This window comes from Hyunsoonleella aquatilis, assembly GCF_014270105.1.
Classification (GTDB): Bacteria; Bacteroidota; Bacteroidia; order Flavobacteriales; family Flavobacteriaceae; genus Jejuia; species Jejuia aquatilis.
Window position 1 is genome coordinate 322,696 of the sequence record NZ_JACNMF010000003.1, and the last position, 19,185, is coordinate 341,880.

The following is a 19,185-nucleotide window of genomic DNA, read 5'->3' on the forward strand; positions in this document are numbered from 1 at the left end:
ACTGTCCTGTTCTGACCTGATAAATTGCGTTTAAATTGTTGTTTTTGCTATTTTGCGCTATCGGAGTAGCAATAACTTTTCAACGAATGAATTGCTGATTATTCAGTTGGCAAATTTAGCATACCATACAGTACAGGATAGAAAAATACAATGGTCATCCTATTTTCGTTTTTATGACTAATTTAGGAGACTAGCTAAAACAACAACTAACCAATTAAACAAAACAAACTATGGCAGAGCATCAAGTAAGTGACGCAGCAGTGGACGATGGAACGGGAGGAGAATTTGAAAGAACCCCTGTACCTGCGTCTAGACTGAAAAATTGGAAATCTTTTTTGGGGATGTATGCCGGTGAGCATGCTGCCGGTACTGAATTTATGATCGGCCCATTATTTTTAGCGGCAGGAGCCAGTTTAAAAGATTTAATACTGGGATTATTTATTGGTAACATTCTTGCGATACTTACCTGGAGATACATAGTAGCGCCAATAGCAGTATCAAGAAAACTCACCTTATATTATCAATTGGAAAAAATAGCAGGAAAGCACCTTGTAAAGGTGTATAATGTGGTGAATGGGGTACTTTTTTGCTTTTTAGCAGGCGCCATGATTACGGTTTCTGCTAGTGCTGTTGGGGTTCCGTTTGGCGTAAGTTTTTCTGTTCCTGAAAATATATTTGGATTGAGCAGTCCTGCTTTTTCTGGCATAGTTATTATTGTTGGTATAGTGATGGCTATTGTAGCCGCGGCAGGCTATAATATGGTTTCTAAATTTGCCAACATTGCGGCGCCATGGATGATTATTGTTTTTGCAGCCTGCGGGATATCTGCATTGTCCCAAATGGAGGTTGATTCTTGGAAAAGTCTGCTAACGGAATGGGATCAAGGAATAAGTGTGGTACAGTCCATAAATGGTAAGGTAGATTTTGGTTTTTGGAAAATTGTAATTTTCGCGTGGTTATGTAATGCCGCAATGCATTTTGGAATGTCTGACTTAAGTATTATGCGTTTTGCCAAAGATACCCGTGCAGGATGGGGACCTTCCATTGGGATGTTTTTAGGGCATTATATGGCATGGATTTGTGCCTCATTGATGCTAGCGGCCCAAATTAAACTAACAGGAGATATTTCCGCTAATCCAGGTGCTTTAGCATGGAGTGTAGTAGGTTGGACAGGTATTATCTGCGTGATTATTGCTGGTTGGACAACGGCTAATCCTACCATATATAGAGCAGGCCTCGCTTTTCAAAGTTTGTTTTCTCCCAATGCAAAAGCCTATTCAGGCGTAATTTTGGCTGGAGTTGTGGCAACAGTTGCAGGTATTTTTCCAACACTATCCAGTAAATTGCTTGATTTTGTAGGTTTGTATGGCACCATCTTAGGGCCTATGGGTGGGGTGATATTTGTTAACCATTACCTATCAAAAAAAATGGGCTTTACTGCAGACTATGCGGATGAAAAGGGGTCTAGTTTTAATGTGGCCGTTTTATTAGCTTGGACCATTCCAGTAGCGTTAGGTTTATACTTTATATTTGCAAAAGGTGTGTTTCCCGCCTACGCCGTAATACCTTGTTGGATTGCTTCTAGTGTATTATATGTACTTATTATGAAACTTCAAAAATCTTAAATCATGAAAATACTAAAATTGATTAGTGTCTTATCAATAAGCGTTTTGATACTACTAGTAGGCATACTTTCTTTCTTAGGTAAAATAGAGGCAGCCAATATGAAAACAATTATGTTAATTGGGACAATCCTGTGGTTTGCTACTACGCCTTTCTGGCTAAGGGAAGACGAGGAGTAGCGGGTTTATTACCAATTTTTAAGCATCAGAATTTTTATGAAGGTTTTTGTAATTGTTATTTTGGCGTTGTTTCTGATTAATTGGTGTCTTTTTAAATTCAGTTGCAATTCTGACACCAAAACTGATAATTAGAACGAAAAGAGTTTAATACTTTGTAGAGTATTAAAACTCCTTCTGATTGGATAATAAAAAAAGCCTTGAAGTTTATATCTTCAAGGCTTTTTGTTTTTACTAAACTTTACAAAGGTTAACTCCCGAGTCCCATTTGCTCAAATATTTCTTTATTTTGCTCCATGTAAGCTTCTATACCACCTACGGCCATAATTTGATAAATACCCCAGATCAATGTTAGTGCCGCAAGAACAAGTCCTATAATAGCTATAGTTTTAGCTGTTTTTAGCTGACTGAAATTACTATACCGCTCAGGGTTTTCAGCATAAAGTTTGGTATCCTTATTTACTAAATACAAGGCAATCCCCGAAAATATTAATCCTCCAATACCTGTGCTACAGCAACAGGCGATGAAAGAGATGATACCCAATATAAGGGCAATATTTGCATTAGGTAATTTTTGTTGTTCCATAAAATGATAGTTTTATTAAGTTAATATTTTAATCAAATAGCTTCCTATAATTGTTGCAACACTCAGTATTGCCAAAGCTGTAATAATCTTATGAGAGTGTTTTATAGTCCAAAACGTATTGATGCCTACAATAACAAATAAGGGCACCAAGGCATAAATAGCAGGATACATCTGAAAAGCGGCGACAAAGTCTCCTTTTATTAAAAGAAAAAAACTCCGTTGCAACCCGCAACCCATACATTCAACGCCGAACAAATGTTTGTTAAGGCATGGCAACATATAACTTTCAATATTGGACATAAATGTGCTCCAGTGTTAGATTCAAAAGAAAAAGGCTACAGCCGTCTCTCAAAATACAACCACTAATATAATAATTGAGAAAGTAATTACTGGTTTATCGAATAGATTTTTTGAGCCCCAGTGTAGTTAATTGCCAGAAATAACAACTTTTTTATTAAGCTTGTTGTAATCTACCAATTTTAAGGAAACAATGTAAATCCCCGGGCTTAGTGATCTGGTTTTAATGCTTTGTTTGCGTTTTGAGGAGGAAACTTTTTTACTACTTACAAGTTTTCCAGTCACATCGTAAAGTGCTATACTGGTTATTTCGACTTTCTGTGGATTGTAGATTTCAATTTGGGAACGCCTTCTGTTTTCAAATATTTTGAAATCTTCACTTGAAAGGTCTTCAACACCCAAACTTTGTTGCTCTGTACTAAAAGTAATCTCGAACCTGCCCTCATGCACCCCTTCATTTAAAGTAATATTGAAAGCATTGTGTTGAATATCAGTATAAATGTTTTCTAATTTGTCATAAATATAAACGTGAAGGTCGTTGGGAGTATTCCTGAGTTTAAAAGTTTTGACTTCAAAGGCCGTCCTGTCCTTGTCTGTTTTCAATACGAATGGGATTCTGACACTTTCATTATATTTTATGGATTTGATGACAAGAGGCTCTTCGCCAGAAACCAAGTAAGCATCAGAAGCCAGATCATTTATATTCTTCCCATCGAAAAACTTATTATAAGTATTGTTGGAGGGTGTGCTTTCCCTAAGGGCTATAACATTTTCTTTGTAATAGGTGTCATTTATATGTGTATGGATTCTAATTTCAGGGACGATCGTTGGGTTTTCAAAAATTGACTTATAATCTACCCCGTTGTGCGACATAGGGATAACTCTCTTTTTCTCCACTTTATTTTGACCTTTTACATTGCCATGTTTTGCAAAAATGGAACCATCCCCACCGGTTGTGGAGTCTTCAGGGTAATACACCCGCATGGAATTATCAAAGGTAGCATTACCACCGGCGCCACTACTTTGAATGATAAAACCTTGACCAATCCCCGCATATCGTCTGCTATTATTACCGCTAAAGTCCGCCGTGTTGCCCGTTGTTGTAGTGTTGTCGCTCCCATCTCCATTATAATTTTCAAATGGGGCAGTAGCATAGGTGCCATTATCGCTTAAATCACCAAGTGGCCCAGGGGTGTAAATGCTATAACCTCCCTCATAATCCCTTAAGAAATGAGAATTAATATTTTTCTGTTCCCAAAAGAAAATTTCACCGCTTAAATTAGTTTGGTTACCGGCCGAGTTTGCAAAAAACAATTTTAGGTCCAAAGCCGAAGGGTAAGGATTGCCCGCGAGTGTTTCTGCCGTATTTAGGGTTCCTGATCCGGGTTGGTCATCGGTGCCGTCAAAAGCACAACTTACGGTTATTGTTCCATTGTTAGGACGTCCCCTAAGGTCCAAAACATTGTCTGCATTTGGGCTCCCCTTTAAGGTAAAACCATAGCCAGTGCCAACAGCACCAGTATCAAAAATCTGGTTCCAACTATAGTAACCCTCGCCATCCCTTAAGGTGTACATCCAATAATTGGACAGTGCTGTGGTCGTACCGTTATAAGCGGGAGTGAAGGTATACGCCGGAGAGGTAACATTGGTTAAATCGGTATGGTCTGCAGGATCGTGAATGTTAGACCCGTCAAAATCCTCGTTGGCCTGCACAGTACCATTTACTGAAACACCCACTGGTGAGCACCAATAATTATATTCAAAAACTCCCGTGGTCTGGTTTTGATAAATAGATAGTTCCCCTGCGTCCGAATTTTTAGAATCCGTATTCTGCAGTAGTTGTGCATCGCCCCTCAGATACAAGTTTGATGTTGCTGTTTCCAGTCGGATATCGTCATTTACAAAAAGCACAACATCGCGCGCGTACATATAGGAATTGTCATCCACATATAAATCCTGGGAAAATAGTGGGGTGCAGCACAGCAATACGACAGGGAAAACCCATGTGGTTTGCAGGCTATTAATACAGTATCTTAAAACACCAAGAACGATGTTTTGTAGTTTTGGGGCTGAGAGAATCATATAATAATTAAACAATTTAAGAGCGAAAATAGTAAAAATTTTTATTACATCGATAAATTTTGCATTTAATCGATGGTTTTAAATGTAGCTTATCGTTTTTAATGACTCTGATTTTCAATTTTATTTAATGTAAATTTGCGGTTTACGGTCTTTTAATGATGAAATATTTCAACTACATTCTCATTTTATCGGGTGCCTCGGTCTCCATTTATGCCAAGGCAGGCGCTGATCAAAATCAATTCGTCCTAATTGGAGGTATAGTGGTTTTAATGATTGGTGTTTACAGACTTTCAAAAACCATTCCAAGTAAGAAAAAGGGAGAAAATGATACTGAAAATGAAGAAAGGGGATAGGGTTTCTGTTTTGGACGAAGACTTGTTCGGTATTGTGAAACAAGTTAATGGCACAACAATTACCATTGAAACTGATGAGGGGTTTTTATTGAATTTTTCGCAAAGCGAATTGGTCGTAGAACGTTCCAATAAAGATATTGATAGAGCCCTGTTTTCTGGGGCAACCGTAAACCAGGTCGTTTCTGAAAAGGAAGGTGCAAAGAAGAGAAAAGCCCAAAAAAAACGGAGTCGCGAAAAACTTCAATCTCCAATGGAAGTGGATTTACACATCCATCAGTTGGTGAATTCTACAAAAGGAATGACCAATCACGACATGCTAACGCTACAATTGGATACGGCCAGGCGTCAATTGGAATTTGCTTTTCAAAAGCGCATTCAGCGCATCGTTTTCATACATGGTGTAGGGGAGGGTGTGCTTAAGCTAGAGTTGGAATACCTATTCAACAGATATGAGAATCTAAAATTTTACGATGCCAATTACCAAAAATACGGCCAGGGCGCTACGGAGGTTTATATTTTTCAAAATAAAGTTTAAGGGAAGGCCGGTGTTACAGTCCTTTCATTATTCAGGGAGAAACCGCTTCTGCCACTAAAAAATCCAAAATCCAAGGAGTCTTGCAATAGAATACTCAAGCTAATTTCCGTTACAGTCATTCGCAAAGTGTAGGTTTGTTTGATAGTGTGTTCTCGATACGCTGTAGCGTCTACTTTTGTAGACAAAGACGGGTTTAAATAATCTGGCCCCACATCAGGAAAAGTAACATCATCCGCCGGTTCTTGGTTTTGGGAGTCATTTTCTTCGTCCCGTGTTAAAGTGCCGTCGCCATCATCGTCGTCGTCTAAGTAATCTGGGAGGGGGATAGTTTCTTTGTCGGAATCCGTATTTTGAGCATCGGCAGGGTCGCCGTCACCATTCGGGTCCGGGTTTTCGTTTTTGGTAAATACATTGTCGCCGTCGTCATCCTCGTCCAAGTAATTGGGTATACCATCGCCATCAGTATCGTCATCTTCCAAATTGCCATTGCCGTTAAGGTCTTCAAATTCTGGGTCAATCCCATCATCATCATCTTCAACTAAAGTCCGGATAAGGGTTACGCCACACGAACTAGTTTCATTAGTAGCTATATTTAGATTTGCAGGAGGGATGTTGGTGCAGAATAAATCCGAAGGCAGATCGGGCCTGCCATAGGTCCTGTAAAAAAATGTCCCTGTTTTTTCGATGGTGTCATTCGCATCTTCATCAAAAGCATCTGCAATGGTGTAATTAGTGATTAATACTGACAACGTTTCCGTTGGGTCTTCTTTCGTCTTGTATAGCACCAAATCCGATTCGCCACAGGCATCATATTCATTTTCAAAATCCAATTCAACTTCAAAAACATCTCCGTCATCACAGGACATGGGAAGTAGCAAGCTAAGTATCGAAAAAACAACAACTAATTTTCGCATCGGGGTTTTTATTTTAAGCAAAAATAATGGAATTGTATTTATAACGTAAGGTATTGCCAATAATTTTATTTCAAGTATTTTTGGACTTTAAAATGGTATTTATTTGACCGAAAGCTGTTTTGCTGAGATAATTTTTTATGGAAATGAAATCCGTTTATTTTGATAACGCCGCTACTACCGCTATGAGGGATGAAGTCATTGAGGTGATGTCCTATGTTATGAAAAATAATTATGGAAATGCTTCATCTTCATATAGTTTAGGCAGGTTGTCTAAATCTATAATTGAGACTTCAAGAAAGACGATTGCCAAGGTTCTGAATGCTTCTCCTGGTGAAATTATCTTTACCTCCAGTGGTACGGAAGCTGATAATCTAGTATTAAGAAGTGCAGTTCGGGATTTGGGTGTAAAGCATATCATCACTTCAAAAATTGAGCACCACGCCGTGCTACATACTGTTAATGAACTAGAAAGGGAATATGGTGTTAAAATAAGTTATCTGGACTTGGATGAATATGGGGTGATTGATTTTGACCAACTCGAATCGCTTTTAAAGAAACATAAAAATGTTTTGGTAAGCTTAATGCACGTTAATAATGAAATTGGCAATATTTTAGATATAAAGCGGGTTGGCGATTTGTGCAAGGCCAATAGGGCGTTGTTCCATTCCGATGCGGTGCAATCTATCGGGCATTATCGTTTGGATGTTCAAGAATCACAAGTGGACTTTTTGGCGGCCAGTGCGCATAAGTTTCATGGTCCAAAGGGGGTAGGCTTCGCGTTTATTAGAAAGAATTCAGGGCTAAAACCTTTAATTTTTGGTGGGGAGCAGGAGCGTGGCCTCAGGGCCGGTACCGAAAGTGTTCATAATATTGCGGGCCTTGAAAAGGCAATGAGTATGTCATATGACAATCTAGAATCCGAAGTGGAATATGTTCAAAACTTAAAGTCCTATTTTGTCTCAAAATTAAAGAAGGCTATTCCAGATATAGAATTTAATGGCCTTTCAGAAGACTTGGAAAAGAGTACTTATACGCTTCTCAATTTAAGATTGCCAATTGACCCGAATAAATCGGCTATGTTTTTATTTCAATTGGATTTAAAAGGTATCGCTTGTTCCAAAGGAAGCGCCTGCCAGAGTGGGAGTAATCAAAAATCCCATGTGCTTAAAGAAATTCTTAATGCTGATGAGCTCGAGAAACCTTCTATAAGATTTTCGTTGAGCGTATTCAACACAAAACAAGAAATTGACTATGTGGTGGGGGTATTAAAAAGTTTAACTTCGTAATGAAGTTGCGCTACTTAAAACTTCATCGTGGTCCTAACATTAAACACACTTGGCGTTAAAAAGTTGGGAATGGCAAATTGACGTTTTGAATATACATCCCGAACCCAAGTGTTGGTAATGGAGTTCTGAACGTCAAAAACATTGAATATCTCAAAACCCAAGGCAAGTTCCTTGAATGGTTTTTTCCAGCCTCTGCTGAACTGTTTCTTTGCGTCCACAAGCACCAATTGAAAGCCTATATCCGCCCTTTTATAATCCGGCAGGCGCGTCTGATATTGGTAAGGATCGGCATAGCTTGGCGAGCCACCTGGCAAACCAGTATTGTAGACTAAATTTAAGTACATTTTTAGCGAAGGGATATTGGGAACATAGTCTTGGAAAAGTGCTGCAAATTTCAATCTTTGGTCCGTCGGTCTGGAAATGTAGCCCCGATTTTCAATGTTTTCCTCAGTTTTCAAATATCCGAAACTAAACCAGGATTCTGTTCCTGGTACGAACTCCCCGTTAAGGCGCATATCTAGCCCGTAAGCATATGCTTTAGCATTATTTTTGGCGCGATAACGAATACGCACATTTTCCAGTGTATAGGGGTTTACGTCCGATAGATTTTTGTAAAACAGCTCAGAAGTCAGCTTAAAGGGCCTGTCCCACATTTTGAAACTGAAGTCGTTCCCCAGGACCAAATGGAAAGACTTTTGAGCTTTCACATTAGGCTGGACCATTCCCATTGAATCCCGTAATTCCCTATAAAAAGGAGGTTGGTAGTAAAGCCCTCCTGCAATCCGGAACAGCATGTCCTTTTTCCAATTGGGTTTTATAGCGAATTGCGCCCTTGGGCTAAAAACCGTTTGGTTTGAAGAAGAAACACCTTCGCCTTTAACACCCCAGTTATGTACACGCAGCCCAGCATTGTACCATACATCGCTAGTGCCTAAAGTTGAGCGTTTGCTCCATTGGGCATAGGCCTGTATGCGGTTAATTTGGACTTTGTTGGTAGCTCGCACATTCGTAAAAGGTGTTAGCGGTCCTTCATACGGTTCATATGGCTGTTCGTTTCCGGGGATAGTTCTGGGTGGCCGGATGGAAAACCCTGCCGAATCGATTACTTCCCATTCCACCAAACGATCCCTGAAATCTTCATTGGTGTATTTGATGGACCACTCAATTCTATTATCGTTAATATTGTAGTCGCCTTTGTGCTCGACAGTTGTAATTAGGGCATCCAAATCGTTTCTTCCATGGCTTAACTGGCTTCCGATACCTTCGCTAAATTCTACTTCACCTAAATCCTCGTCGCCAATATTTCCGTTAACCTCCCCTAAACTATACTGTGCCAAAATATCAAAATACTCTTCTTCAGTGGTATGGTAGGTCGATGCGGTTAAGTTTAAAGTTAAATTATCATTGGCAAAATATGTGCCTTGTAGCGCTCCAAAAAGTGTCTGATACCTAGTTTTTTCCTGCCCATCATAAACAACCAAAAGTGCAATTGGTTCTGATAGCGTACCAAAATTGGTTTGCCTAGAAAGCGGTTCGTAATCATAGGTGTTCAAAGATGCATTTCCCAAAAAACTCATATGAAACTTATTGGTGAATTTATAGGTGAAAAACCCCTGTAAATCAGCAAATACCGGTTGAAAATTAGTTTCTGTTTCTTTGGCGTTTACCAGCAGACTGTTATCTCTGTAACGTGCCCCAACAATACTTGTAAACTTTGAATCCTTACTGATGTTTTCATAGGACACACTTGCACCGAGCAAGCTTATGTCAGCATTCACCTCAAATTGATAAGGCGTTTTGTAGGTGATATCCAAAACAGAGGACAGCCTGTCGCCAAATTTAGCCTGAAATCCACCTGCTGAAAAATCCACATTCTGTACTAAATAGGTATTTACAAAACTCAAACCTTCCTGCTGACCGGAACGCACCAAAAATGGACGATAAACCTGAATACCGTTGATGTAAACCAAATTTTCATCAAAGTTTCCACCTCGAACTGAATACTGTGTACTTAGTTCGTTATTGTTGCTTACCCCGGGTAATGTCATCAATAGGTTCTCCACACCTGCATTAGCTCCAGGGATTTTTCTAATGGTTTCGGGTTGCAAAGTCACAATGCCTTCGACTTCTTTTCGACGTGTTCCAGAAATGGTCACTTCTGAAATCTGCTCCACCGAAATATTCATAACAGGGTTAAACTCTTTAATTACGCCATTTTTTAAATTGAATGTGACCACCACCTTTTTAAACGAAAGATGCGTAAATTCCAAAATGACATCTTGATTTGCTGGAACATCCAAAGAATAGAAGCCGTTTTCGTTGGTTTCCGTGCCTAAATTTCCAGAGGCAACTGAAACTTTAGGAATGGGTTTGTTATTATCGTCCAGAATTACACCTTTAATGGTTGCTTCCTGGGCAAATCCAACGGAAATTATAGCAAAAAATAGAATGAGGGTTTGGAGAAGGTTAGTTTTCAAATGTTGCCAAAATTTATTTTCTGTAAAACAGTGTTTCAAAAGTAGAATTATTTCCGACATTATCCGTAACAATTACTTTTAAATTATTTTTTGTGTCGGTAACAATGCCGTCATTAAAATCATAAGTTAGGGTCTTCTTTTTATAATCGTACTCCATTAAAATCCACTTTCCGTTTACCGTGGCCCTATAGTTTGAAATCCCCGATTCTTTATCTTCAATCTTGATTTTTAAAAACCTGAATTTGCTTAGCCACTGCCCATCTTTAAAATTGATTGGCGTAATAGTGGGTTTTATACTGTCCGTAGCCAATGTAAAGGTCCCCAGTGTTTTTGTATAGGTGGTCAAGGTGTCTCCGCTACGTTTGGTAAACGTATAATATGGGCGTTTGTTGTATCCAGATAGCTTGGCGATGTATAGTTTTTGTTTTTCGGAATTGCCATATTTACTGATATCAAAAGATACCTTTACGCTTTTTTTGAGGGGTACCACGTCCTTGTGAAGTATTAACGTATCGCTTGTGACTTTGTAATCCATAAAGAAATTGTTGTAGAAGGTGTTGGGGAAAATATTGACTTCAACCGGGTCTTCTTTCAATGTGGTGGTCTTGTCAGCATGTATATAATAAGGTGTTTCTTCAGGAAATTTCTGAGTAACTGCCTGGCTTTTTTTGCCCTTAATGGAGAGGGTAACCCAGGTTGCGTTATTCTGAAAATCATTCACCTTTATCTTATAGACTAAATAAGTGCTGTCTTCCACGGAAATTGCGCCTTCGTTCTCAACATCCTTGTACAGGCTCAATGTGTTGTTGTCCACAAACAATTTTTGAACGCGTTGTCGTTTGGTTTTGTAATGCTCATAATCGATCAGTTGATTGATGTGTTTGGTTTCATCAAAAGCAAATCGTCTGAAATCCAATTCAAAATTCTTCCGTCCATTTAAAAATGTTTGGATATTGTGCACCCCATTCTTATTTCCTGCCAAATCTTGTCGGTCCCAAGTAGTAATACCAAAACCGATTTTGCCAAAAGCCTCAAAATTTTCAACCGTATAATCGCCATTCTTCAATGGGATCAACCTCAACTGTTGTTTTTCGTTAGAATTGTTTATATGAGAGTTTTCATTTAAAGGATAAGCAAAGATTGAAGTAACAGTTGGTAACTTACTGTCTTTTATATTTATACCAAAAAGCATTGGGTTAATTGGACGTTCAGCATTGTCTCGAATTTCAAAATGAAGATGCGGCCCACCAGAACCTCCAGAATTACCGCTAAAAGCCACTAAATTGTCCTTTTTCACTAAAAGTTCATCAGCTTTTGGAAATAATTGAATTTCATAAGATTCCTTTTTGTATTGATGTTTTTTGACATAACTTTCGATGGCTGGCCCAAACTTTTTAAGGTGGGCGTAAACAGTGGTGTAACCATTTGGGTGCGTAATGTAAAGTGCCTTTCCGTAGCCAAAATGCGATACTTTTATACGGCTCACATAGCCATCCGCGCAGGCCTTCACCTTCAATCCTGTGCGTTGTTGGGTTTTTATGTCCATCCCTGAATGAAAATGATTGGAGCGCAGTTCCGCAAAGGTCCCCGAAAGTATCAAAGGGATTTCTAAAGGACTTGAAAAATAGTCTTGAGGATATATATTTTGGGCTTTGACATATGCCGAAAAGAGCAGTAATAGGGCAAAAATAGATCGCATAGGCATGTATTGGGCTAAAATATTAATTTGCTACTAATTGGCAAAGCGAATTCAAAAATCAAGCCATTATTGGCGAAAGTCTTATTCTTAGGGCATTTCCAAATTTTATGAAAAAACAATTGTAATTTTAGGCGAGGTATGTTAACTTTGTAAGGTAAGTATTGAATTTTGTAAATGAGTAACATTGAAGGAATTGTTGATTCTCTAGAGAATAAAATCAGTAAGGTTTTGCACCGACTAGAGAATTTGAAGCTTTCAAATTCTAGATTATCAGATGAATTGAGTGCGGCAAAACAAGAAATTCAAAACCAAAACAGGCAAAATGCCGAATGGGAAGAAAAGTATAATACTCTGAAAATGGCAAATTCAATGCTTGGTAGTGACGATAATAAAAGAGAAACTAAGCTTAAAATAAATGCATTAATTCGCGATATTGACCACTGCATAACGCAGTTATCCGAATAGAGCCAGATAGATTCAATGTCAGAGAAGCTTAAAATAAAGCTATCCATAGCTAACAGAGTATATCCTTTAACCATTGATGCAAAACAGGAAGAGGGATTGCGAAAGGCGGCTAAAAACATTGAGGCCATGATTAGGCAATTTGAGCAAAGTTATTCCGTTAGGGATAAGCAGGATGTATTGGCCATGTGTGCTTTACAATTTGCATCCCAAGTGGAGCAAAAAACAATAGATAAAGAGTCAAACAATGAGGTTGTTGAGAGCAAATTGGATGCGCTTAACCAATTATTAGAAACTCATTTAGGCTCTTAACGTTCTTTAAAATAAGTAGAAAAGTTACTACCTACATCGGTTATTTTTTTTGATAAACTCAACATTAATTCTTTAAAAAGGGTGAGTTTAAGTTGTAAAAGCATGCTGCCTTTGTCGCAGACCCTTGATCAGCTTGTTAGCCCTAAACTTGTTTTTAAGGAGTTTATACAAAATGCTTTACTGATGTAGGTTTTTTTTATATATATAATTCAACTAAATTAAAAATGGACCCAATTGTATTAATTGCCGGAGGAGTAATAGTGGGGCTCATCATAGGATTTGTGATAGCCAAAACAATAGAGAAAAATAATGCATCAAAACTTATAAAGAACGCAAAGAAAAATGCCGCTACTGTCTTAAAGGAAGCGAAAAATGAAGGTGAAACGATAAAAAAGGACAAAATCCTTCAGGCGAAGGAGAAGTTTATTGAGCTGAAGGCCGAACACGAGAAGGTTATATTGGCTCGTGACAAAAAAATAGCCGAAGCAGAAAAGCGTACCCGGGATAAAGAATCTCAAATATCCCAAGAACTGGCCAAGAATAAAAAGCTTAACGGAAATCTTGAAAATAAGATAAAGGATTACGACCATCGTTTAGATGTTTTGGAGAAGAAGCAATCTGAATTGGATAAGCTTCATAAAAGCCAAGTGCAACAATTGGAGGTGATTTCTAGTTTATCAGCTGAGGAGGCCAAGGAACAACTGGTGGAATCCCTAAAGGGCGAGGCCAAAAACGATGCTATGGCTTATATTCAAGGAGCTTTGGAAGAGGCAAAATTAACTGCAGAGCAGGAGGCCAAAAAAGTTATCATAAATACTATTCAGCGTATTGGAACCGAGGAGGCTGTGGATAATTGTGTATCCGTTTTCAATATTGAGTCTGATGACGTAAAAGGTCGAATAATAGGTCGGGAAGGTAGAAATATAAGGGCAATTGAAGCAGCAACGGGCGTGGAGATTATCGTTGACGATACCCCTGAAGCGATTATTCTGTCCTGTTTTGATGCTGTACGTCGTGAGATTGCTCGATTGTCTCTTCATAAATTGGTGACAGACGGCAGAATACATCCTGCACGTATTGAGGAAATAGTAAAAAAGACCACCAAACAGATTGAACAAGAAATTATCGAAGTTGGTAAGCGTACGGTGATAGATTTAGGTATCCACAATTTGCATCCAGAATTGATTAAAATGGTCGGCAGGATGAAGTACCGCTCATCTTATGGACAAAACTTGTTGCAGCACTCGCGAGAGGTGGCAAAGCTTTGTGGCGTAATGGCGGCTGAATTAGGTTTGAATCCAAAACTGGCAAAAAGAGCAGGCTTATTGCACGACATTGGTAAAGTGCCAGATGCAGAAGCGGATATGGAAACGCCTCATGCTATTTTAGGAATGCAATGGGTGGAAAAATATGGTGAAAAAGGTGACGTTTGCAATGCTGTCGGTGCGCATCATGATGAAATTGAAATGAAATCTTTATTGGCGCCAATAGTCCAGGTGTGTGATGCTATTTCTGGAGCAAGGCCTGGGGCACGTCGTCAGGTTTTGGATAGCTACATCCAGCGATTAAAGGATATGGAAGATATTGCCTTTGGGTTTACAGGCGTGAAAAAAGCCTATGCAATTCAGGCTGGGCGTGAGCTTCGCGTGATTGTAGAAAGCGAAAAGGTAAGTGACGAACAATCAGCAGAATTATCCTTTAATATATCTCAAAAGATTCAAACGGATATGACCTACCCTGGGCAGGTGAAAGTTACTGTAATTAGGGAAACGCGGGCTGTTAATATAGCGAAATAGCTACTTACGGTCCTAAAGTTATTTGATAGAGTCCAGTTTTTAAACTGGACTTTTCTTTTTTCAGACCTACTTTCTTGGGTGGTATTTCTCAACCACCTTTGTCAAGTGGCTTTTATCCAAATGGACATAGATTTCAGTAGTGGTGATGCTCTCGTGGCCCAACATCATTTGGATGGCTCGTAAATCCGCGTTATTCTGTAAAAGATGCGTTGCGAAAGAATGCCTAAAAGTGTGAGGTGATACATTTTTTTTCAGCCCGATTTTTTCCACTAATTGTTTAATGATGGTGAACACCATAGCGCGGGTTAATTGTTTGCCCCTGTGGTTCAAAAATAACGTATCCTCAAATCCTTCCTTCACATCGATGTGGGTCCTGATTTGGTCTTTGTAAATGTTGATGTACTTCATCGTGGCTTCAACAATAGGCACAAAACGTTGTTTATCTCCCTTACCGGTGACCTTGATAAAACCCTCTTCAAAAAACAAATCTGAAATTTTCAGGTTAATGAGTTCGCTTACTCGAAGGCCACAGCCATATAAGGTTTCGAGCATTGCCCTATTGCGCTCCCCAATGTTTATGCCATTAAATTGCTTTGAAAGGTCAATGGCACCTATTAAATCGTTAATTTCTTCAACACTTAAGGTGTCGGGAAGCTTTCTGCCAATTTTAGGAGTTTCAATCAATTCTAATGGGTTGTCCTTACGGTAGTCTTCAAATACTAAATAGTCAAAAAAACTGCGCAGGCCAGAAATCAACCTGGATTGCGAACGCTCGTTAAGCCGTTTTGCTTCTTCGTAGATGCACTGCTGAATTGTCTCAGTTGAGATGGAAAGTGGCGTAGCCTCTATTTTTGCATCCTCTAAAAACGATACAAGTTTGAGTATGTCCAGACTGTAATTCTCAATCGAATTGCCGGACAGACCCCGTTCTATTTTTAGATGATATTGATAGTCCTTAAGAATGCTTTTCCATTTCATTCATTTTGTTTTTAGAGAACATCCTAGTGATTTTACTGTTAATAAAAGTAGTTTTTTAGAAAATTCGGACGTTTCTATTTTATATCTGCTAAAGTTAACTATATTTGTTTTATGTATAAAATATTACAATTATGAGGAAAATTTTATTGTTAATGGCATTGGTAATTTCTGCCAGTGTATTTTCACAGGACAAAGTATTTAGGATTGGTTTTAAGTTTGGAACTGAAATTCCCATTTCAAGTAGCCTCGAGTTTTATGACGGGTATAGTTACACTGATTTTTATGGGCTTAGGCTTGATGGTGGAGCAGTTTTTAATATTTCTTTTACGGAGAAATTTGGACTGCAACCTGAAATCCTTGTGCAGTATAGGGATGATTTTGATGAATCGGTATATTTAATGATACCTATAATGTTTGACATAAAGCCATTTGGTCATGGATTTAGTATTCAAGCCGGTCCGAGATTGGGAACTTCCATTTATGTGGATCAGTATTACGATGACTATTATTATGATGAATATGACGATTTTTATTATTATGATTTAGGAGGTGCTTTTTCGGATTTTGATTTAGGTGCTCAGGTCGGAGTGCAATATGTTGCGCCCTTCCATCTTTTTACTAGTTTAAGATTAGGCTATTCATACAGCACAGGTTACGAAGATGGCGTTTTAGGTCTTGGGGTTTCGCTGGGAATGCTGTTCTAGAGAAACAAGAAATTCTTATTGTAAAAAGGAAGCTAATGTGCTTCCTTTTTTTATATAGTCGACTTTTGACCCAGCCAATTGTTAATAACTTTTGTTGTAAATTGCTTGTTAAGAGATAAATAAATATTAGGTGTTGATAAGAATGTTAATAAGTAGAGCCTAAATGTTAATAATTGTCCAAAAAAGTATTTAATTTGTTTAATCAAACTATAAACTTTATTATTATGAAAAAATTACTTTTATCTGCAGCGGTAGCTGTGTTTGTATTAATTGGTGCTAATGCACAAGAAAATGACCAAGGGGTTCAATTTGGTGTGAAAGCTGGTTATAACTTGGCCACCATTGGAGGGGATTTTGAGGATAACAAAGCAGTTTCGGGCTTTAATGTGGGAGGATTTGTGGTGTTTTCGCTTTTGGAAAACCTTTTATTGCAAGCTGAAGTAGCATTGTCAAAACAGGGTACTAGATGGGAAGAAGGCGGTTTTAAGGATAAATACCGCTTGGCGTATGTTAATGTCCCAGTTTTTGCCAAATACAGGATTGTTGATAAGCTTTATGTTGAAGCTGGTCCCCAATTGAGTATTTTAGCTGATGCCAAATACATCGATGATGATGACACCACTGATGCTAAGGACAATTTTGAGACAATAGACATTGGTGCCGGTGTAGGAGTGGAGTATAAAATTACAGATCATTTAGGAGCAAATGCTCGCTATGTTTTTGGACTTTGTAATATAAATGAAAACAACGATACCTTTAAAATAAACAATAGTGTTTTACAGATAGGCGGTAGTTGGACGTTCTAAAGATATATATTTAGCATGGAAAAACCGAGGCGTTAGCTTCGGTTTTTTTATGCATAAGTTTTGTATTTTTAGCCTATGAAAAAACTAATCATCATCAACGGCCCAAATCTGAATCTATTAGGAAAGCGCGAGCCAAATATTTACGGTAGCTTGACCTTTACGGAGTTTTTGGAAGAGGTAAAAAGCAAATATCCTGATATTCATATTGACTATTTTCAATCAAACATAGAGGGTGAGTTGATCGATAAATTGCATGAAGTGGGCTTTACTTATGATGGTATTATTCTTAATGCAGCTGCCTATACCCATACCTCGGTTGGGATTGGAGATGCTATTAAAGCGATTGAGACCCCTGTAGTGGAAGTCCATATTTCAAATACTTTTTGTCGTGAGGAGTTCAGGCATCAATCCTATATTTCACCAAATGCCAAAGGGGTCATTTTAGGCTTCGGACTACAGAGTTATGAATTGGCAATACAGAGTTTCTGATCGAAAGCCCCGCTAACCTCCCCGAAGAAGAGGAATGCCACTCACATGGTAATAGTTTTTATACAAAAAGACAGGGTTCGAAAAAATTTCGAACCCTGTCTTTTTGTTTTTTCACTCGAGTAAGAGTTCCTCCCCTTCTGGGAGGTTAGGAGGGGCTTCGTGCTTATTTATATATGTATCACCTCATCATAAGCAGCGGCAACAGCTTCCATAACAGCCTCACTCATCGTTGGATGCGGGTGTACAGCCTTTAAAACTTCGTGTCCAGTAGTTTCCAATTTGCGTCCTAAAACGGCTTCTGCAATCATATCGGTTACTCCAGCGCCAATCATATGGCAACCTAACCATTCGCCATATTTGGCATCAAAAATCACTTTTACAAATCCGTCTTTGTTACCGCCAGCACTTGCCTTACCGGATGCCGAGAATGGGAATTTACCGACCTTAATGTCAAATCCTTTTTCCTTAGCTTGCTTTTCCGTCAGTCCAACACTAGCAATTTCTGGTGAACAATAAGTACATCCAGGAATATTGCCGTAATCAATAGGCTCAACATGATGACCCGCAATTTTTTCAACACATAAAATGCCTTCTGCAGAAGCGACATGTGCCAAAGCTTGTCCTGGGGTTACATCACCAATGGCGTAATATCCCGGAATGTTGGTTTGGTAATAATCGTTTACCAATATTTTATCACGATCAACAACAATACCCACATCTTCCAAACCAATGCTTTCGATATTGGTTTTGATTCCCACAGCTGAAAGAATAATGTCCGCCTCTAAAACTTCTTCACCTTTTTGTGTCTTCACATTGGCTTTAACACCTTTTCCGGAAGTATCTACACTGGTAACTTCTGCCGAAGTCATAATATTAATGCCGCTCTTTTTAAAAGAGCGCTCTAATTGTTTTGATACTTCTTCGTCCTCAACAGGCACAATATTCGGTAAATATTCAACGATAGTAACTTCAGTTCCGATAGAATTATAAAAATAGGCAAATTCTACGCCTATCGCTCCCGAGCCTACCACAATCATCTTCTTAGGTTGCTTTTTAAGGGACATGGCTTCTCTATAGCCAATTACCTTTTCGCCATCTTGGGGCAAACTCGGCAACTCCCGAGAACGTGCTCCAGTGGCTATGATAATATGGTCTGCACTATATTCTTTGCCATCAACGTCAACCTTTTTGCCGGGTTTCAATTTTCCAAAGCCATCGATAACATCAATTTTGTTCTTCTTCATGAGGAATTGCACACCTTTGCTCATCCCTTCGGCAACACCTCTACTACGTTTTACAACCGCATCAAAATCATGATCGGCATCCTTCACCTTTAGGCCATAATCTTCAGCATGTTTTAGATATTCAAACACCTGGGCCGATTTTAAAAGCGCTTTTGTTGGGATACAGCCCCAATTCAAACATACACCTCCAAGATTTTCCTTTTCAATAACAGCGGTCTTAAAACCCAATTGTGATGCACGAATTGCAGTAACATATCCACCAGGGCCACTTCCAAGAACAATAATATCGTATTTACTCATTTGTTAAAATTTAGGGTACGAATTTACGAAATCGAATTTGAAAAATAAATTAAGAGCGTTATTAAT

At 38.7% G+C, this 19,185-nt stretch carries 18 protein-coding genes and 1 other RNA gene; 11 read left to right on the forward strand and 8 right to left on the reverse strand.

Annotation, left to right across the window (positions count from 1 at the left end):
• Positions 1-230: 230 nt before the first annotated feature.
• Positions 231-1,625: a purine-cytosine permease family protein gene (locus H7U19_RS10030; RefSeq protein ID WP_186561930.1), complete on the forward strand. Its 1,395-nt coding sequence runs from the start codon at positions 231-233 to the stop codon at positions 1,623-1,625.
• Between the two features lie 424 nt (positions 1,626-2,049).
• Here the strand turns inward: H7U19_RS10030 and H7U19_RS10035 are convergent, their stop codons facing one another.
• From H7U19_RS10035 to H7U19_RS10045, 3 genes are all read right to left on the reverse strand, one after another.
• Complete coding sequence (locus H7U19_RS10035) at positions 2,050-2,385, reverse strand: CCC motif membrane protein (RefSeq protein WP_186561932.1); 336 nt, start codon at positions 2,383-2,385, stop codon at positions 2,050-2,052.
• A 15-nt stretch (positions 2,386-2,400) separates the two neighbouring features.
• Complete coding sequence (locus H7U19_RS10040; RefSeq protein WP_246454757.1) at positions 2,401-2,685, reverse strand: DUF2752 domain-containing protein; 285 nt, start codon at positions 2,683-2,685, stop codon at positions 2,401-2,403.
• Between the two features lie 126 nt (positions 2,686-2,811).
• Positions 2,812-4,764 (reverse strand): T9SS type A sorting domain-containing protein, encoded by a 1,953-nt coding sequence (locus H7U19_RS10045; RefSeq protein WP_186561934.1) that lies wholly within the window; start codon positions 4,762-4,764, stop codon positions 2,812-2,814.
• 155 nt (positions 4,765-4,919) lie between these two features.
• Here H7U19_RS10045 and H7U19_RS10050 point away from each other — a divergent pair, with 155 nt between their 5' ends.
• Together H7U19_RS10050 and H7U19_RS10055 are read left to right on the forward strand one after the other, a co-directional pair.
• The gene (locus H7U19_RS10050; RefSeq protein ID WP_246454759.1) at positions 4,920-5,117 is read left to right on the forward strand and encodes a hypothetical protein; all 198 of its coding nucleotides are present in this window, start codon (positions 4,920-4,922) and stop codon (positions 5,115-5,117) included.
• Positions 5,101-5,652, forward strand: coding sequence for a Smr/MutS family protein (locus H7U19_RS10055; protein WP_246454761.1), 552 nt, complete (start codon positions 5,101-5,103; stop codon positions 5,650-5,652). The genes H7U19_RS10050 and H7U19_RS10055 overlap by 17 nt, the downstream gene beginning before the upstream one ends.
• Here H7U19_RS10055 and H7U19_RS10060 read toward each other — a convergent pair.
• Positions 5,649-6,566, reverse strand: a complete 918-nt coding sequence (locus H7U19_RS10060) for a hypothetical protein (RefSeq protein ID WP_186561936.1) — start codon at positions 6,564-6,566, stop codon at positions 5,649-5,651. The genes H7U19_RS10055 and H7U19_RS10060 overlap by 4 nt on opposite strands.
• A 143-nt stretch (positions 6,567-6,709) precedes the next feature.
• Between H7U19_RS10060 and H7U19_RS10065 the strand changes: the two genes are divergently transcribed.
• On the forward strand, positions 6,710-7,852 hold the full coding sequence (locus H7U19_RS10065) for a cysteine desulfurase family protein (RefSeq protein WP_186561938.1): 1,143 nt from the start codon (positions 6,710-6,712) through the stop codon (positions 7,850-7,852).
• A gap of 14 nt (positions 7,853-7,866) precedes the next feature.
• Here H7U19_RS10065 and H7U19_RS10070 read toward each other — a convergent pair whose 3' ends face one another.
• Both H7U19_RS10070 and H7U19_RS10075 read right to left on the reverse strand, forming a co-directional pair.
• Entirely contained in the window at positions 7,867-10,389 is a 2,523-nt protein-coding gene (locus H7U19_RS10070; RefSeq protein ID WP_186561940.1) for a TonB-dependent receptor, read from the reverse strand.
• A complete protein-coding gene (locus H7U19_RS10075) occupies positions 10,343-12,028 on the reverse strand; it encodes a M23 family metallopeptidase (RefSeq protein WP_186561942.1) in 1,686 nt (561 codons plus the stop codon). Before H7U19_RS10075 ends, H7U19_RS10070 begins: the two co-directional genes overlap by 47 nt.
• A gap of 174 nt (positions 12,029-12,202) precedes the next feature.
• Here H7U19_RS10075 and H7U19_RS10080 point away from each other — a divergent pair, with 174 nt between their 5' ends.
• The 4 genes from H7U19_RS10080 to rny all read left to right on the forward strand — a co-directional run bounded on the left by H7U19_RS10080 (position 12,203) and on the right by rny (position 14,598).
• Complete coding sequence (locus tag H7U19_RS10080) at positions 12,203-12,493, forward strand: hypothetical protein (RefSeq protein ID WP_186561944.1); 291 nt, start codon at positions 12,203-12,205, stop codon at positions 12,491-12,493.
• A 15-nt stretch (positions 12,494-12,508) separates the two neighbouring features.
• On the forward strand, positions 12,509-12,802 hold the full coding sequence (locus tag H7U19_RS10085) for a cell division protein ZapA (RefSeq protein ID WP_186561946.1): 294 nt from the start codon (positions 12,509-12,511) through the stop codon (positions 12,800-12,802).
• 56 nt (positions 12,803-12,858) lie between these two features.
• A non-coding RNA gene (gene ssrS / locus H7U19_RS10090) (6S RNA) lies at positions 12,859-12,967 on the forward strand.
• A gap of 59 nt (positions 12,968-13,026) precedes the next feature.
• A complete protein-coding gene (gene rny, locus H7U19_RS10095; RefSeq protein WP_186561948.1) occupies positions 13,027-14,598 on the forward strand; it encodes a ribonuclease Y in 1,572 nt (523 codons plus the stop codon).
• A gap of 66 nt (positions 14,599-14,664) precedes the next feature.
• Here the strand turns inward: rny and H7U19_RS10100 are convergent, their stop codons facing one another.
• On the reverse strand, positions 14,665-15,576 hold the full coding sequence (locus H7U19_RS10100) for a site-specific tyrosine recombinase (protein WP_186561950.1): 912 nt from the start codon (positions 15,574-15,576) through the stop codon (positions 14,665-14,667).
• 131 nt (positions 15,577-15,707) lie between these two features.
• On the opposite strand from H7U19_RS10100, the gene H7U19_RS10105 reads away from it, so the two are divergent.
• From H7U19_RS10105 to aroQ, 3 genes are all read left to right on the forward strand, one after another.
• The gene (locus H7U19_RS10105; RefSeq protein WP_186561952.1) at positions 15,708-16,280 is read left to right on the forward strand and encodes an outer membrane beta-barrel protein; all 573 of its coding nucleotides are present in this window, start codon (positions 15,708-15,710) and stop codon (positions 16,278-16,280) included.
• A gap of 224 nt (positions 16,281-16,504) precedes the next feature.
• A complete protein-coding gene (locus tag H7U19_RS10110; protein WP_186561954.1) occupies positions 16,505-17,086 on the forward strand; it encodes a porin family protein in 582 nt (193 codons plus the stop codon).
• A 75-nt stretch (positions 17,087-17,161) separates the two neighbouring features.
• Positions 17,162-17,575 (forward strand): type II 3-dehydroquinate dehydratase, encoded by a 414-nt coding sequence (gene aroQ / locus H7U19_RS10115; RefSeq protein WP_186561956.1) that lies wholly within the window; start codon positions 17,162-17,164, stop codon positions 17,573-17,575.
• A gap of 167 nt (positions 17,576-17,742) precedes the next feature.
• Here aroQ and lpdA read toward each other — a convergent pair whose 3' ends face one another.
• Complete coding sequence (gene lpdA, locus H7U19_RS10120; RefSeq protein ID WP_186561958.1) at positions 17,743-19,119, reverse strand: dihydrolipoyl dehydrogenase; 1,377 nt, start codon at positions 19,117-19,119, stop codon at positions 17,743-17,745.
• Positions 19,120-19,185: the final 66 nt, after the last annotated feature.

What these genes read in the sequence shown, in the direction of transcription:
- H7U19_RS10030 (WP_186561930.1), top strand. Translation starts at nt 231, where the DNA reads ATGGCAGAGCATCAAGTAAGTGACGCAGCAGTGGACGATGGAACGGGA.
- H7U19_RS10035 (WP_186561932.1), bottom strand. Translation starts at nt 2,385, where the DNA reads ATGGAACAACAAAAATTACCTAATGCAAATATTGCCCTTATATTGGGT.
- H7U19_RS10040 (WP_246454757.1), bottom strand. Translation starts at nt 2,685, where the DNA reads ATGTCCAATATTGAAAGTTATATGTTGCCATGCCTTAACAAACATTTG.
- H7U19_RS10045 (WP_186561934.1), bottom strand. Translation starts at nt 4,764, where the DNA reads ATGATTCTCTCAGCCCCAAAACTACAAAACATCGTTCTTGGTGTTTTA.
- H7U19_RS10050 (WP_246454759.1), top strand. Translation starts at nt 4,920, where the DNA reads ATGATGAAATATTTCAACTACATTCTCATTTTATCGGGTGCCTCGGTC.
- H7U19_RS10055 (WP_246454761.1), top strand. Translation starts at nt 5,101, where the DNA reads ATGAAGAAAGGGGATAGGGTTTCTGTTTTGGACGAAGACTTGTTCGGT.
- H7U19_RS10060 (WP_186561936.1), bottom strand. Translation starts at nt 6,566, where the DNA reads ATGCGAAAATTAGTTGTTGTTTTTTCGATACTTAGCTTGCTACTTCCC.
- H7U19_RS10065 (WP_186561938.1), top strand. Translation starts at nt 6,710, where the DNA reads ATGAAATCCGTTTATTTTGATAACGCCGCTACTACCGCTATGAGGGAT.
- H7U19_RS10070 (WP_186561940.1), bottom strand. Translation starts at nt 10,389, where the DNA reads ATGTCGGAAATAATTCTACTTTTGAAACACTGTTTTACAGAAAATAAA.
- H7U19_RS10075 (WP_186561942.1), bottom strand. Translation starts at nt 12,028, where the DNA reads ATGCGATCTATTTTTGCCCTATTACTGCTCTTTTCGGCATATGTCAAA.
- H7U19_RS10080 (WP_186561944.1), top strand. Translation starts at nt 12,203, where the DNA reads ATGAGTAACATTGAAGGAATTGTTGATTCTCTAGAGAATAAAATCAGT.
- H7U19_RS10085 (WP_186561946.1), top strand. Translation starts at nt 12,509, where the DNA reads ATGTCAGAGAAGCTTAAAATAAAGCTATCCATAGCTAACAGAGTATAT.
- rny (WP_186561948.1), top strand. Translation starts at nt 13,027, where the DNA reads ATGGACCCAATTGTATTAATTGCCGGAGGAGTAATAGTGGGGCTCATC.
- H7U19_RS10100 (WP_186561950.1), bottom strand. Translation starts at nt 15,576, where the DNA reads ATGAAATGGAAAAGCATTCTTAAGGACTATCAATATCATCTAAAAATA.
- H7U19_RS10105 (WP_186561952.1), top strand. Translation starts at nt 15,708, where the DNA reads ATGAGGAAAATTTTATTGTTAATGGCATTGGTAATTTCTGCCAGTGTA.
- H7U19_RS10110 (WP_186561954.1), top strand. Translation starts at nt 16,505, where the DNA reads ATGAAAAAATTACTTTTATCTGCAGCGGTAGCTGTGTTTGTATTAATT.
- aroQ (WP_186561956.1), top strand. Translation starts at nt 17,162, where the DNA reads ATGAAAAAACTAATCATCATCAACGGCCCAAATCTGAATCTATTAGGA.
- lpdA (WP_186561958.1), bottom strand. Translation starts at nt 19,119, where the DNA reads ATGAGTAAATACGATATTATTGTTCTTGGAAGTGGCCCTGGTGGATAT.